Annotated in this window: 14 protein-coding genes; 12 read left to right on the top strand and 2 right to left on the bottom strand. The window is 37.0% G+C overall.

The window, feature by feature from the left end; translation table 11 throughout:
• Positions 1 to 93 precede the first annotated feature (93 nt).
• The 8 genes from MKX55_RS18435 (at position 94) to MKX55_RS18400 (ending at position 8,281) form a co-directional block, all read left to right on the top strand.
• Positions 94 to 948: an ABC transporter permease subunit gene (locus MKX55_RS18435; RefSeq protein WP_084613013.1), complete on the top strand. Its 855-nt coding sequence runs from the start codon at positions 94 to 96 to the stop codon at positions 946 to 948.
• Positions 949 to 960: 12 nt separating this feature from the next.
• A complete protein-coding gene (locus MKX55_RS18430) occupies positions 961 to 1,854 on the top strand; it encodes a carbohydrate ABC transporter permease (RefSeq protein WP_339179511.1) in 894 nt (297 codons plus the stop codon).
• Positions 1,855 to 1,879: 25 nt separating this feature from the next.
• Positions 1,880 to 2,503 carry a YesL family protein gene (locus MKX55_RS18425; RefSeq protein WP_339234023.1) on the top strand — a complete coding sequence of 208 codons (624 nt, stop codon included), beginning with the start codon at positions 1,880 to 1,882 and terminating at the stop codon, positions 2,501 to 2,503.
• 470 nt (positions 2,504 to 2,973) lie between these two features.
• On the top strand, positions 2,974 to 3,981 hold the full coding sequence (locus MKX55_RS18420; RefSeq protein ID WP_339179508.1) for a substrate-binding domain-containing protein: 1,008 nt from the start codon (positions 2,974 to 2,976) through the stop codon (positions 3,979 to 3,981).
• A 73-nt stretch (positions 3,982 to 4,054) separates the two neighbouring features.
• Positions 4,055 to 5,353, top strand: coding sequence for an ABC transporter substrate-binding protein (locus tag MKX55_RS18415; RefSeq protein WP_339179507.1), 1,299 nt, complete (start codon positions 4,055 to 4,057; stop codon positions 5,351 to 5,353).
• Between the two features lie 21 nt (positions 5,354 to 5,374).
• Positions 5,375 to 6,307, top strand: coding sequence for a sugar ABC transporter permease (locus tag MKX55_RS18410; protein ID WP_339179505.1), 933 nt, complete (start codon positions 5,375 to 5,377; stop codon positions 6,305 to 6,307).
• Positions 6,308 to 6,310: 3 nt separating this feature from the next.
• Entirely contained in the window at positions 6,311 to 7,135 is an 825-nt protein-coding gene (locus MKX55_RS18405) for a carbohydrate ABC transporter permease (RefSeq protein ID WP_339179504.1), read from the top strand.
• A 27-nt stretch (positions 7,136 to 7,162) separates the two neighbouring features.
• Entirely contained in the window at positions 7,163 to 8,281 is a 1,119-nt protein-coding gene (locus MKX55_RS18400) for a glycoside hydrolase family 172 protein (RefSeq protein WP_339179502.1), read from the top strand.
• Positions 8,282 to 8,630: 349 nt separating this feature from the next.
• On the opposite strand, the gene MKX55_RS18395 is transcribed toward MKX55_RS18400, so the two are convergent.
• Entirely contained in the window at positions 8,631 to 9,404 is a 774-nt protein-coding gene (locus tag MKX55_RS18395; RefSeq protein ID WP_339179500.1) for an AraC family transcriptional regulator, read from the bottom strand.
• 389 nt (positions 9,405 to 9,793) lie between these two features.
• Between MKX55_RS18395 and MKX55_RS18390 the strand changes: the two genes are divergently transcribed.
• Genes MKX55_RS18390 through MKX55_RS18375 form a run of 4 tightly spaced genes read left to right on the top strand, consistent with a single transcriptional unit; the run spans position 9,794 to position 13,582 of the window.
• Positions 9,794 to 10,501: a ThuA domain-containing protein gene (locus MKX55_RS18390; protein ID WP_339179499.1), complete on the top strand. Its 708-nt coding sequence runs from the start codon at positions 9,794 to 9,796 to the stop codon at positions 10,499 to 10,501.
• A 27-nt stretch (positions 10,502 to 10,528) separates the two neighbouring features.
• Entirely contained in the window at positions 10,529 to 11,557 is a 1,029-nt protein-coding gene (locus MKX55_RS18385; protein ID WP_339179497.1) for a Gfo/Idh/MocA family oxidoreductase, read from the top strand.
• Between the two features lie 6 nt (positions 11,558 to 11,563).
• Positions 11,564 to 12,598 (top strand): Gfo/Idh/MocA family oxidoreductase, encoded by a 1,035-nt coding sequence (locus MKX55_RS18380; protein WP_339234021.1) that lies wholly within the window; start codon positions 11,564 to 11,566, stop codon positions 12,596 to 12,598.
• Between the two features lie 15 nt (positions 12,599 to 12,613).
• Positions 12,614 to 13,582 (top strand): sugar phosphate isomerase/epimerase, encoded by a 969-nt coding sequence (locus tag MKX55_RS18375; RefSeq protein WP_339234018.1) that lies wholly within the window; start codon positions 12,614 to 12,616, stop codon positions 13,580 to 13,582.
• 288 nt (positions 13,583 to 13,870) lie between these two features.
• On the opposite strand, the gene MKX55_RS18370 is transcribed toward MKX55_RS18375, so the two are convergent.
• Positions 13,871 to 15,631, bottom strand: a complete 1,761-nt coding sequence (locus tag MKX55_RS18370; RefSeq protein WP_339234016.1) for a glycoside hydrolase family 13 protein — start codon at positions 15,629 to 15,631, stop codon at positions 13,871 to 13,873.
• Positions 15,632 to 15,839: the final 208 nt, after the last annotated feature.

Here is a 15,839-nt window from a genome sequence, read left to right as displayed (position 1 = left end):
AAGGAGGGAAAGAAGTTGGCAATAAATAATCAGGTTGCACCTGTACGTGATCGTAAGAAAGATGTGAAAAAGGCGAAATTAACCTACCACGCTATGCTAGCGCCAGGAATGATTTTTTTGCTTATATTTAGCTTTGCGCCAATGTTTGGAATCATCATGGCTTTTCAGGATTTTGTACCGGCAAAAGGTTTCTTTGGCTCAGAGTTTGTAGGACTGGAACATTTCAGTTATATGTTCAACCTTCCTGATATTGGAAAAGTGTTTCGGAATACAATTGTAATTGCATTAGGGAAAATTATTTTTGGTTCGCTGCTTGCAATTGCATTTGCGATTTTATTAAATGAAATTCGTGTGAAATTGCTTAAAAAATCTGTACAGACTATTGTTTATTTACCTCACTTTTTATCATGGGTAGTTTTGGCAACGGTTGTGGTCAATTTATTTAGTTTGGACGGAACGGTTAATCAAATTTTAGATTCGTTCGGTCTGGATAGAATTAATTTTCTTGGAAGTAATACCTGGTTTCAGCCCTTATTAATTGGTTCGGATGTCTGGAAAGAGTTTGGCTTTAACTCCGTGATTTATTTAGCTGCTATTGCTTCTATCGATCCAGGCTTGCATGAAGCTGCCAGTATGGATGGAGCAAATTGGTGGAAACGTGTTTGGCATATTACCTTACCGGGGATGCTGCCGATTATCCTGCTCTTAGCCATTTTAAGTCTCCCAAGTGTACTAGAAGGCGGCTTTGATCAAGTATATAACCTCTATTCTCCAATGGTTTATGAAACTGGGGATACGATTGATACTTATGTATATAGAGAAGGTCTGGTCGGGCGTGATTACAGTTTTGGAGCAGCTGTAGGTTTGTTTAGATCTGTAATTGGTTTGATTCTAATACTGTCAGCTAATAATATAGCCAAAAAATTCACAGAAAGAAAATTATTCTAAGGGGGAGTATAAATGATACAAGGAAATAGTCTCTCCACGAAAATGGGAAAATTTATCATTTATCTTATCGTTATATTTTTGGGGTTAATATGTCTATTACCCTTGTGGAATATCGTTGCTATATCCTTCAGCAGCGGGGCAGCAGTGGCGGCTAACATAGTTGGACTTACGCCGGTCAATTTTTCAACAGGTGCTTACGAAATGATTATGGAAGATGCACAGTTCTGGAGATCATTCTTTATATCTGTACAGCGCGTGGTGCTTGCTTTAGTAATTAACTTGACATTAATTGTGTTAATGGCTTACCCATTATCCAAAACGAAACGTGAATTCAAGAGTAGAAATATCTATATGAACATCATTATTTTTGCCATGTTATTTAGCGGCGGATTAATTCCGACCTATATTATCATCAGGAACCTGAATTTATTAGATACCATTTGGGTTTTAGTCTTACCGGGGGCAGTACCAATTTTTAGCGTGATTTTAATTATGAATTTCTTTGTCGGTGTCCCAAAATCTTTGGAAGAAGCAGCTATTATTGATGGTGCCAGTCCACTGCAAATATTAACTAAAGTCTATATTCCGGTTTCTTTGCCTGCTCTGGCAACAGTGGCATTGTTTAGTATTGTAGGTAACTGGAATGATTTTATGACGGGACTTATTTATATGAGTCAAGTAAGTAACTATCCGATTATGACCTATATTCAGTCTCTTACCATTGATATTTCTGAGTTGGTGAGGTCTGGTACAAATAGTGATGCGCTGCAGAATATTGCTGAAGTACAGAATCGGAATCTCAATGCAGCAAAAATAGTAGTTTCTACGATTCCTTTATTATTGATTTATCCTTTTCTTCAAAAATACTTTGTAACGGGTATTGTTGTGGGATCTGTTAAAGAATAGTGTCAACTGGGGAGGTAAATAAAAGGTGGATAGTATTTTAAAGATAGATGGTCCAGTATATCGTTTGTTATCTAGAATAGTAGAATTAATTCTGCTAAATATATTATTTATACTTTGCTGTTTACCAGTTATAACTATTGGTGCTTCGATTACAGCTCTATTTTCTATAACGTTGAAAATGGTTAAAGGTGAGGAAGGAGGTATAATTAACGGATTCTGGAAAGCATTTAAAAAGAATTTTAAACAAAGTACACTTGTTTGGGGAATTTTATCTTTATTCGGAATAATTCTAGCATTAAATTATTTCTTTTTACAATTTTATACTGGAAAATTATCGTTTCTGATTTTGATGGGTCTAGTCACATTTTCGCTGTTTTTTTGTGTATACCTTGTATTGCTTTTTCCATATATTGCACGTTATAACTGTACAATAAAAGAAGCTTGTATAAATGTAATAAAAATAAGTATAGCTAATATGTATTTTATTTTATTAATTATTATCCTTATACTGGGACCTGGTGTGTTAATGCTCTTTTCACCATTATGGCTGGTAATAAAATTATATATGGATATTTTTATTGGTTTTTCTTTTATTGCCTATGCTAGCTCTTTTATGATTAGAAGAATATTTGAAAAGTATGAAACTTAACAGTAGATTTTTGGAAAATAGTATTGATAAAAGATAAATAAAATTCTAGTATATTAAACGAATCCTTTGATAAACTGTCAGACTTTAGCGGGAGAGTTCGCTGAATTTCTTAATAAGTTGACTTAGGCAACTTATTAAGAAATTCTATTCAGATATTGTATAGTGTCACTACGAAGAGTGAGGCATTTACTATTGCAATCAATATTAAGTGAATTAATAAATCTTTCTTTTGTGTCTAAAAATTAACTATTTATTTAAAGGATAAGCACTGTAACCAGCGGAGAAAAATCCCAGAGACTACTATGGGAAAACGAAGTGTTTTCTGTAGCAATTGCCGAAAGATAAAATATTAAGTTCAACTTATATAAGCGAATAAAAAATCTCGATATTTATTGACAATTGAAAGCGATATCTTTATTATGTAATTAAATATTAAACGTTTAACTTTTTTATTTAGGAGAGGGTGTCTTTTGAACGTAACTTTAAAAGATGTAAGTAAACATTGCGGTTTATCAACAGCTACAGTATCGCATGTATTACATGGCACAAAATCTGTAAAGAAAGAAACGAAAGAGAAAGTGTTAAAATCTGTTGAAGCATTAGGTTATATACCACATGCATCCGCTCGCCAGCTTAAATCTGGTTCTAGCCAACTAATTGGTGTTTTAACCATTGGTTATAATCCATTTTTTACAGATGTACTTAATGGAATACAGGTTCAAGCAGAAGCCTTAGGGTGGAAAATTATTGTAGGAAGTACAGGGGAAGACATAGAAGCACAACAATCATTTCTTGATTCTCTGATGCAACAAAGAGCAGAAGGAATTATTATGGCACCAACAAAAGGATGGACAAAGGAAAAATTAAAACGCTATCTAAATAACACATCTATGGTTTTTTTGGATCGTAAAGTGCCTGGTCTGGAAGAATATACGTTAGCTACAAATAATGAACAAATTTCAGTTGAAGCAGTGAATCATCTAATCAACGAACATTCCTATAAAGAAATAGGTATTATTTATGCAAATACGGAAGTTTCCTCTATGGAAGATCGAAAGCAGGGATATATGGAGGCAATGAAATCTGCTGGTTTCCCTGTAAAAGACAGCTTTATAGCTTGTGGTGACGGAAGTATTGAAACTGGTCAGAAAGCAATGAAACAATTATTGGACCAAAATCCTCGTATAGAAGCAGTTTACATTACGAATAACCAATTACTTTTAGGAGCATATAGAGAGTTGAAAAAAAGAGATAAAAAAATTCCTGATGACATTGCAGTTATAGGATTTGACATAGAACCATGGATGGAATTTTTACATCCGCAAATCACTATTATTGAACAACCTGTTCAAAGAATAGGGGAGCAAGCAATACAAAAGTTATTAGATATAAAAAACGGAGAAAATAAAAAGACAGAGGAGTTAAATAATAAATTGATTATTGGAGAGACATGCGGATGTACTCAAAGTAAAATTTAAATAATAAATTTGATAAACTTCTTATTTTTAATTTTAAAGTTAAACGTTTAACTTTTCTTGGAGGATGAAGAAAATGAAAAAAATCATTTGGTTTTCTAGTCTTATTCTACTTTTATTAATAGTAGGTTGTAGTAACAATGAGAATGCTTCTTCTGAAGAGGATATGCAGGAACCTGTAGACTATTCTGAGCCAGAAGGAACAATTGTATGGTCAAGCGGAGGCCTTTCTGGATTAGGGTTAAGACAAGAATTAATAGAAGGGTTTGAAGAACAATACCCAAACGTTAATGTTGAGTTGGAGGAAGCGCCGTCTACTACAAATCAATCACAAACTTATTATACGACCACAATTGGAGGGCAAAACGAAACACCGGATATTTACAGCGGGGATTCCAATTGGCCAGCACAATTTGGGAATGCAAACATTGCAATGGATTTGTCAAATGTAATGCCAGAGGAATTTTGGAATCGTTTTCCAGAAACATTGATTGATTCTGTTACTTACGAAGGCGGAATCTATGGTGCTCCATTCTATGATAATATCGGCGTTCTTTATTATCGCGAGGATATTTTAGAAGAAGCGGGGTTGCCTGTTCCGAGCACATGGGAAGAATTGCAAGAAACCTCCATACAATTACAAGAAGAGGGATATGTGGACTACGGGTTCGTTTGGCAGGGAGCTTCTTATGAAGGGTTAACGACAAATTTCTTAGAATATTTACGTGCAGCAGGCGGGGATGTCTTAGATGAAGATGAGAATGTCGTGATTAACTCACCGGAAACTGAAAAAGCTTTGTCCTTTGTAAAAGAATTGTTTACGAGCGGTGCAACACCAAATGCAGTAGCTACTTTTCATGAAGATGAAGCAACGAATACGTTTAGTTCAGGATCAGCAGCTTTCTTACGTAATTGGATGAGTTACTATGGTCAATTACAGGATCCGGATACCTCTGCAATAAGTGAAAATGTAGGAATAGTACCGCTTCCTTCCTTTAAAGGCGGAGAAAGTAATACAACACAATCCGGATGGAATGTGTTTATCAATCCAAATACAGAGAACCTAGAAGCATCTTTAGCTTTTATGGATTATTTAACAGGTGAAGAAGCTCAAAGGCTGATGGTAGAAAAACATGATATGATTCCGACCAATATCAGTATTACGGAAGATCCTGAAATGATTCAGGAATATCCTATATTAGAAATTTATCAAGAAGCAGTTCCGACACCAAGGCCGAAATCTCCAAATTATAATGCTATTTCTGAAGGTATATATATGAATGTGAATGATATGTTTGTCAGAGATCGAGGTGTTAAGGAAATACTGGAAGTTATGGAAGAACAAATAAAATCAGCAAATGAATCTGGATTATAACACAAGAAAAGAGGTTTAGGCATGTCAAATAGAACTAAAAATGTGAACCAACAACCCTTGCATCATAGACCATGGAAAAAAAACGTGCCCGGATATTTAATGGTGCTTCCTGCTTTTCTAGTGCTTGCAGCGATTATGTTCTATCCCATTTTTTACACCATTCGTATGAGCTTAAGCAATGTAGATATCTCAAGTAGCGGGTATATATTCGATTTTATTGGGCTGCAGCATTACATTGATATCTTCACCAATTCGGTTTATTGGGATAGCATATGGTTTACATTCTATTTTGCTTTTGTCACGGTTGCTGTTGAAATTGTTCTAGGACTGTTAATTGCGCTAGCGATTAATAAAGTGAAGCGTTTATTAAATGTATCTCTGGTTGTTATGTTAATCCCATGGGCATTAATCACTGTCGTATCCGGACAGATGTGGTCATACATCTACAATGCTGTTTATGGCGTATTAAACTATGTTTTGGAAACACTTCATCTGATTGACAGCCCAATTGCTTGGCTGGCGACTCCCGATACAGCTGTTATCAGCATGATGATTGCAGAAATATGGAAGACCACACCATTTGTTGTCATTATATTATTAGCAGGATTACAAATGGTTCCAAAGGATCAATATGAAGCAGCCTCGATGGATGGAGCAAATGTTTGGCAACAATTTTGGAAGATTACATTGCCAGCTATTAAAGGTAGTATTGCAGTTTCTATTATTTTTCGCTTATTACAAGCTTTTGGGGTATTTGATTTACCGTTTGTATTAACAGGCGGCGGACCGGGTAATGCTACGCAACCAGTTGCAATGTTAGCACAAAAATCATTGTTTCAGAATTTGAATTTTGGTCTAGGTTCAGCGATTGCTGTAAGCGTTGTATTTTTCATTATTATGTTGTCAATTACATTTTATCCGCTGATTCGCTCTGTTGTGAAAGGAGAGTCTTAATCTATGCGACGGTTATCCACTGCTGGCCGTTATGCCGTTTTGATTAGTTTTTTGGCTATTATTATAGCCCCATTCTATTGGATAGTTATTACGTCTTTTAAACCGGCATCTGAATTGGGGGATTATCCGCCCAGTTTAATACCGGAAACTTGGACACTAGATCATTATCGGGAAGCATTAGTTGATTTTGGTTTTTTAGAAAATTTATTCAACAGTATGATTGTATCTGTATCCGCAACAATTATTGTACTAATATTTTCAAGTATGGCAGCCTTTGCTATAGCAAAACTGCCATTACCGAATAAATATCCAATGATGGTGGGATTGCTGATTCTATCGATGTTTCCTCCAGTTACCGTTGCACCAGCTATTTATATTATGCTGAATAATCTCGGCTTGTTGAACACATATACTGGACTGGTTATTCCTTATATCGCTTTTAATTTGCCTTTCGCTGTTTGGTTACTACGAAATTATTTTGTACAGATACCGACTTCGTTGCTAGAAAGTGCAAGAGTTGATGGAGCGAATGTATTTACTATTTTTTACAAAATATACCTTCCCTTAATTAAGCCAGGGTTATTTACAGCAGCAATTTTTACTTATATCGCAACATGGATTGAATTTTTCCTGGCATTAATTATAAATTCCGATCCGTCTATGCGGACGGTTTCGGTTGGTATTGCATTGTTCAGCGGACCATATTCTATTCCATACGGTACTATATTTGCTGGCTCAATCATTGCCATGCTGCCGATTGTTATATTGACAGTTATATTTAGAAAAGGAATTATTTCCGGTCTAACCGGAGGAGCAATAAAAGGATAAATTATAATATAGAAAGGGAGTTTTAAAATGTTTACACTAGAAGGAATTGAAAAGTTAAAAAAGAATAAAAGCAGGTCTATTAATCCAGAGAATCCTACTGGAGCAGCCGGAGAAGGTGGTAAAGAAGGAAGCGGTTTAGGTCCAAGCAGAAAAGGGAGACCATTGATCCAATTGAAGAGTGGAGAAACCGTGACATTGGCAGAAATAGAGGGACCGGGAACTATTCGTCATATTTGGATGACAGTAACAGATGCAACTATACACGGAAGCTTTGTACTAAGAGACCTTGTATTGCGGATGTATTGGGATGATGAAGAAACCCCATCTGTTGAATCTCCGTTGGGAGACTTCTTCTGTAATGGCTTTGGGACACGTTGTGATATTAATTCCATGCCTATTGTAGTTAATCCATCGGGAGCGATGAATTGTTATTTCCCAATGCCGTTTCGTAAAAAGGCACGTATCGTAGTAACAAATGAACATGAAGAAGATATTGATGCTTTCTTCTACACGATTAACTATACAGTGGAAGATGAAATAGACGACGATACAGCATATTTTCATGCCCAATGGCGTAGAGAAAAATATACACAGGAAGCGAAAGATTACACGGTAGTCAGTGACATCAAAGGAAAAGGGCATTATGTTGGAACCTATCTTGCTTTAACTGCACTCGAACGCTATTGGTGGGGCGAAGGAGAATTTAAATTCTATATTGATGATGATGAACAATACCCGACTATTTGCGGCACAGGTACCGAAGATTATTTTGGCGGAGCTTGGGCTTTTCATAAAAAACATAAAGATGGAGTTATTAGATCATCTACTTATAATACACCATTTTTAGGTTATGCTTTCCAATCTGCAGAGGATCATACAAGGGATAATTTCCCAACCAAGGATAGTATTCCAACGCATGGATTCGGGAGAGATGCGTTGCCAATGCATGGACTGTATCGTTGGCATTTACCTGACCCAATTCGTTTTGATGAAAAGCTGACAGTGACACTTCAACAAATAGGTAATGATGATATTAAATTGTTTGAACGTGCAGATGACATTTCATCTGTTGCATATTGGTATCAAACAATGCCGCATCAACCGTTTCCGAAATTTCCAGAAACAAAAGAGAGGCGGCCAAGGTAAGATACAGGAATAAAAAGAGAAACTTCTTAGCACAAAACAAGGAAGTTTCTCTTTTATTGAGAGTTTTCTAGCCTAATCTCTCACGGCATAACTACAATTATTTTAATAAGAGATTTGCTAATTGCCATTAAAATAGGACTTTAGCATAGTTCATTAAATAACTGTTTTTTAAATTAACTTTTAATTTTTGACTTCCTGGACTGCAATACTTAAAGGTGCTATTGCTATAAGCCTACAAAGGGGTATAGAGTTATAAGTAATTCAAACATAGGCTGTTTAAAGGTATAAATTCTATTTAGCTCTGGATTGTTCAATGACTTTTTAATTTACTGACTTGCTTATTCAACAATTATGATTCAAACATTTTCTCCCGATATTCCCTTGGAGAAACAAGATGAAATTTCTTGAAAACACGGTGAAAATACGAATAAGAGCCAAAACCGCAGTTTTGAGCGATGTTTTCTAATGTCATTGTTGTATATTTCATCTGATTGATTGCAGCAGAAATCCGTATCGATTGTGCATATTCAACCATTGTTTGTCCAATGTATTCCTTGAAAAGGTGAACACACCTTGACACACTCATATTACAATAATTTGCAATATCTTTTATCGTAAACTCTTGTTTAGTTGCATTTTCTTCAATATAGCGCATCATCTTTGTAACAATATAAGGTCTATTAATGTCTGTTGATTTTTTATCCAGTGAGCGTTCTAGAGAAACACAAAGTGCACTTAGCAGATAGTGAGTTAATTTACTATTCTTTTCTTTTTCCGGCCTTCTTTCTTCAATAAAGAGAGATTGCCATAAATTTAAGACGGTGTGATCCATCGTAATTTTGGAAAGTACTGGCCTGTGGCGGAAAAGCTGATCAACTTCTTCACCTTCACAATATAAGCAATAGTCACCGCTTTGTTGGCCTTCTGCTACATGCAAATCATAGGTTTCTCCGGGTTTCACAATTAATAAATCGCCTTTTTCAATATGATGCGTTTCATTGTTTACTTTGATTTTCGCTTTACCTTCGATCTGTAATCGAAACAGATAAGAGGCATAACGAGATTTATGCATCGTGTGAAATAATTGGTTATGATAGGAATAACCGCAAAAGCTGACTTTCATATTTTTACCCCTTTTAGAGGACGTTCAAAAAGTCCAATAAAAATGACACTGCGAATTTCTGCGTTGATGAGATTTTTCCGATGGGGTCTGCGATTACTCGCCCCACCAAAACCGTTACTCACGTATTTAAAAGCATACGCTCCGTTCGGAAAAATTTCATCGCCTTGAACTTCTTGGTCCTTTTCATCGAACTTATTGAACACGCTCTTTTATAATTAAATAGTTCATGTTTTCATTATATCATTTATGTTAAATTGATAGAATATCATTTATGATAATAATTAGATTATCTGTAAATGAAAGCGATTATATCCTTGTGATTTGTTTTTCTTTCTATTGGATTTATTAATCGTTACTTTACGCAAATAAGACAACTAGGAGGTACAGGAATGAATATAACTGTATGGAATGAAAATCGTCACGAAAAAACAAATGAAACCGTTGCATCTATTTACCCAAAAGGTATCCATGGCGCAATCGCCGGCTTTTTAACAGAAGCAGGGCATGACGTAACAACAGCGACATTAGACGAAGCGGAGCATGGACTAACAGAAGAAGTGCTGAATAATACAGAAGTCCTGGTTTGGTGGGGACATATGGCGCATGGTGAAGTACAGGATGACATTGTGGAACGCGTAAAACAGCGTGTATTAGAAGGAATGGGATTAATTGTTCTTCACTCCGGTCATTTCTCTAAAATCTTTAAATCTCTGATGGGGACAGGCTGTGACTTGAAATGGCGTGAATCGGATGATACAGAGCGTGTATGGAATGTAGATCCATCTCATCCCATTGCCAAAGGAATCGGCGAATACTTTGAAATTGAAAAAGAAGAAATGTATGGAGAGCATTTTGATATTCCTGCTCCAGATGAATTGGTTTTTGTCAGCTGGTTTACCGGCGGAGAGGTCTTCCGCAGCGGAGCAACATTCAAACGCGGCAGAGGGAAGATATTCTATTTCCGTCCAGGCCATGAAACCTATCCGACGTATCATCAGGCTGAGGTTCAGCAAGTAATCAAAAATGCAGTAGAATGGGCTAAGAATCAAGATACTCCAAAGCATACGTATGGGAATTATCAGCCGATTGAAAAATAAACCAAGATAGAGAGAGGAAGAGGTAAATTGAGTTTAAAAATAGCAGTTATCGGATGCGGCAGTATAGCAAAACACCGCCACCTGCCGGAATATGCAGCAAATAAACATGTAGAAATTACAGCAGTATGTGATATTGTCGGAGAACGGGCAGAAGAAGCAGCGGCTAAATATGAAGCAAAGGCATATACAGATTATCAGGAAATGTTGAAACAAGATGACATTGATGCTGTCAGCGTTTGTCTGCCAAATTACTTACATGCACCTGTCAGTGTAGATGCACTGAATGCCGGAAAGCATGTGCTTTGTGAAAAGCCGATGGCAACCTCTGCAGAAGAGGCAGATCAGATGATTGAAGCGGCAAAGCGGAGTGGAAAGAAATTAATGATCGGACATAATCAGCGTTTTGTCAACTCGCATCAAAAAGCCAGAGAACTGATTGCATCTGGAGTGGTTGGCAAGGTTTACAGCTTCCGTACCACATTCGGACATGGCGGTCCAGAAGGATGGAGCGCAGATGGCCAAGATAGCTGGTTCTTTAAAAAAGACGAAGCATTTATTGGGGCAATGGGAGATTTAGGCGTGCATAAAGCAGATTTAGTCCGTTATTTATTACAGGATGAATTTATAGAGGTCGGTGCGTTCGTGGAAACCAGTGCAAAAGAAAATGCGGATGTAGATGATAATGCGACGCTGATACTCAAATCAGAAAAAGGCACGATTGGTACATTAGCAGCCAGCTGGGCTTATACAGCAAAAGAAGATAATTCCACCATTATTTATGGAGAAAAAGCTACATTACGTTTAGAAGATGACCCGGCGTACTCTTTAGTTGTTCAATATACGAATGGCGAAACTGTAAAATACGAGCTTGGCGCCATTCAGTCCAATGATGAAGGCGGCCAGACAACGACACATGTCATCGATCATTTTATTGATTCCATTCAAAATGATACAACACCATTGATTGACGGTGAAGAAGGAAAGAAATCGCTCGCTATTATTTTAGCAGCGTTAGAATCCGTTGAAACAAAAAGAATCTATTCCTTGGAGAAGTGACAAATCATGAAGCGTTTGAAAATGGGACTGATTGGAGCAGGGGGAATAGCGGAAAACCGTCATATCCCTGTTTATCAATCATTAAGTGATAAGGTAGAAATAACAGGTGTGCAGGATGTTAACTTGGTCCGGGCTAGGGAAGTAGCGGAAAAATATGCGATTCCCCATGTATATGAAAACTATTTGGACATGCTCAAGCACGTAGATGCGGTGACTATCTGCACACCGAATAAATTTCATGAATCGATAGCAGTTGCTGCCTTAAATCAAGGGGTTCATGTTTTATGTGAGAAACCAATGGCAATGAATGCAGATGAAGGAAAGCGTATGCTGGAAGCGGCAGAAGCAAATAATAAACTATTAATGGTTGGCTATCATTATCGTTTTGTAGATTCTGTGATGCTGGCAAAAGAGTCGATGCCGGAAGTGGGAGCACCTATTGTTACGCGCGTGCAAGCCATGCGTCAAAGGAAGGTCCCGGGTTGGGGCGTATTTATAAACAAACAGCTTCAAGGCGGAGGAAGCCTGATTGACTGGGGATGCCATTTACTCGATACAGCCCTTTGGCTTGTTTCCCCTTCGAAGCCAATAGAGGTCAATGCTCAAACCTATCAGTGTTTAAGTAAGCAGCCAGATCAGGTCAACGACTGGGGAAGCTATGATCATGAAGCGATTGATGTCGATGACCATGTGAGTGCCTATATCCGTTTTGATGATGGAAGCACCTTGTTATTTGAATGCTCCTGGGCCGCAAATATCAAAGCGGATAAAACACATATCTCCATATCCGGCGAAAATGGAGGGGTAAATGTCTTTCCTTATGAATTCTATCAGCCGAAGTATCATAGAATGATGGAGACACATGCCGATACGAAGGAAGATCAACAGGAAGCGGCCCTTTTGCAGGCACAGAATTTTGTGGATGCCTGTTTAGGAAAAGATACATTGAAAAGTAATCCAAAGGATGCATTGCTGGTAACGAAAGTCATTGATGCCATTTATGAAAGCAGTGAACAAGGGAAAAGTATCTTGATAAACTAGAGGGAGGCCAAAAAAATGAAACTAGGCGTATTTACGGTTTTATTTGCAGATAAAAAGCTGGAAGACATGCTGGATTATGTGAAAGGTGCTGGACTGGATGCGGTAGAAATAGGGACAGGCGGTAATCCCGGTACAGCGCATTGTCAAATCGATGAATTATTGGAAAGCAGTGAGAAGCGAAAAGAATTTAAAGATAAGATTGAATCACGCGGATTAACCATCAGCGCATTCAGCTGTCATGATAATCCTGTTTCTCCAAACAAAGCTCAGGCAAAAGCCAGCCATGATACATTTATCAAAACGGTGCGTTTGGCAGAGATGCTGGATGTTCCGGTTGTTAATACATTTTCAGGTACGCCGGGTTCCCATGAAGATTCGAAATATCCTAATTGGCCGGTAACCCCTTGGCCAACGGAATACGCCGATATCTTAAAATGGCAATGGGAAGAAAAATTAATCCCGTATTGGAAAGAGCAGGGACAATTTGCAGAAGACCATGGTGTTAAAGTAGGCTTGGAGCTGCATGCCGGTTTTCTTGTCCATACACCGCATACTATGCTGAAGCTGCGGGAAGCAACAAACAATGCGATTGGTGCGAACCTTGATCCGAGTCATTTATGGTGGCAGGGAATTGATCCGGTAGCAGCAATCAAGATTCTTGGTAAAGCTGGTGCCATTCATCATTTCCATGCCAAGGATACGTATATTGACCAAGATAATGTGAATATGTACGGGCTGACTGATATGCAGCCTTATGGAGAAGTGCAGACACGTGCCTGGACTTTCCGTTCCGTAGGGTATGGGCACAGTATTCAGGAATGGTCGAATATTGTGAGCGCGCTTCGGACATATGGCTATGATTATGTGATTAGTATAGAGCATGAAGACCCGATTATGTCGGTTGAAGAAGGTTTTCAAGCTGCAGTGAAGAACTTAAAACAGGTGAATATCGTGGAGCCTCCAGCTTCGATGTGGTGGGCTTAAAACAAAAACACTGAGAATATAACTAGCTAAAAATAGAAAAAAAGGAATTTCGCATCTTATGTTATGTGAAATTCCTCTTTTATATCTTATAAAAATAATATGCTTTCTGCGGTCTATTGTCATTAATGCAAATCCTAATACATTTCCATTTTCATTACAAGATATCTTTCAGTTACTTCTACCCTATATAATTTCATAATGAAAAAATTAAGCCCTTATTTTTACTATTTATTTTAAATAACACTCAGTGAAAGAAATTAGAAAATAATATTCTATCACTAGATAATCCTAATTTTGTAACTTTAAAATAAGGAAATCATTAGCTGGCACTTCTATGCGTAAATTATTATTTTTAATGGACATTTTCTTTTGATTCCATAGATTAAAAACATGATTAGTAGAAGTACAGTCAAGTGACACCTCAGCTGGTTGATTCGCAGGATTTATAAAAAAGTGAATAGAGCTATCTTCAACCGTTCGGATAAAATGAAAATAATAGACATTTTCTTTTGGCTGAATAATAGATAGCTTCCCTTGTGTAAATGCTTTTTCAGTAAATCGCAGTTGAATAAATTGTTTAATAAAGTTTTTTAGAGAGGTATTTTGATCCTCCTCGTCCCATACCATGCATTTTCTACATTCGGGATCTTCTCCCCCAGTCATCCCAATTTCATCACCATAATACACACAAGGTGTTCCAGGGAAAGAGAATAACAGAGCATACAATAGACGAACCTTTTTAATATCCCCGCCGCATTCTGTCAAAACTCTAGGAGTATCATGACTGTCGAGCAGGTTAAAGGCCACTTCATTACTGTTTTCCATATAAGAAGCATAAGATTTGGATAATCGGTCAGCAAATTGTTTAGTATCAATCTTTTCTTTGGCAATATAATCTAAACCTGCCAAGGTAAATGGATAGTTCATGACTGCATCAAACTGGTCTCCTTCCAACCATGGGAGTGCATCATGCCATATTTCTCCAAGAATATATAAGTCAGGTTTAATCGATTTAACTCTCTTGCGAAATGCTTTCCAGAAGGAATGATCTACTTCATTTGCTACATCCAGACGCCAGCCGTCAATATCAAATTCTTCAATCCAGTAAGCGGCAACATCTAAAAAGTAAGAACGGACTTCCGGGTTCTCAGTGTTTAGCTTTGGCATTGATTCAACATATCCAAATGTATCATAGTTAGGTGGATAAACATCTTTTACTGGAAATTCATGCAGATGAAACCAATCTTTGTATTTTGATTTCTCTTGATTTTCCAACACATCCTGAAAAGGACTAAAATACAGACCACTATGATTAAATACAGCATCCAGCATCACACGGATTCCTCTTTGATGACATTCATCCACAAGCTTTTTAAACGTTTCTTTGTCTCCGAATTGAGGGTCGATTTCCATATAGTCAATGGTATCGTATTTATGATTGGAATATGCTTTGAAAATAGGAGTTAGATAAATCCCATTGATTCCCAAATCAGTTAAGTAATCCAAACTGTTAATGATACCTTCAAAATCCCCGCCAAAAAAGTTGTCTAAGGCAGGCGCCTCACTAGCCCAGGGTAACACCTTCTCCGGATCATTATTCTTATTTCCGTTTGCAAACCGGTCTGGAAAAATTTGATACCATACTGTTTCCTTCACCCAATCAGGCGTTTTAAAAATATCAATTGGATTGATGAATGGAAAACAAAAATAGTAAGATATATCGTCAGTTTCTATATTTGAATAAAACCCTTTTTCTGTATAAATTAATGTATCCTTACCATCGCTTAGTTCAAAACCGTATCTCAAGCGTCTAGTAGGCACATCAAGTTCAATGAACCAGTAATCAAATAAGTCATCTGAAGCCGAAATAGACATCTGCTTTTTCTTATAAGTCCATTTTTTCTTCTTCCAATCATAGGGATCACCGTAAATCAAACTTACTTTGTTTGCATCTTTTTTCTTCGTCTTCAGCCGAATATGCAATGTTTTCTCTTTGTAAGCGTAAGCAAAATTTCCTTTCGGTCTATGGTATATGGCTTCTTTTAACATGAGACTCCTCCTTAAAAATAAACAACCCCTGCTTTCTGGTTAAGAAAACAGGGGTTGTTGTTATGACAAAGCATTGCCCTTAAATTTTTAGTGAAACATGAAGTAGTTAAATATATTATTGGCAAAAAGCTATCATAAGTCAAGAGGAAAATAAAATAGATTTTTTTCTTTTGGAAAAAATGACTATTTTTCTAACATTTCTCTATTC

This window comes from Oceanobacillus sp. FSL W7-1281 (assembly GCF_037969835.1).
Classification (GTDB): domain Bacteria; phylum Bacillota; class Bacilli; order Bacillales; family Amphibacillaceae; genus Oceanobacillus; species Oceanobacillus oncorhynchi.
Note: the sequence above shows the minus strand (reverse complement) of the source record. Positions and strands in the feature narration are given on the sequence as shown.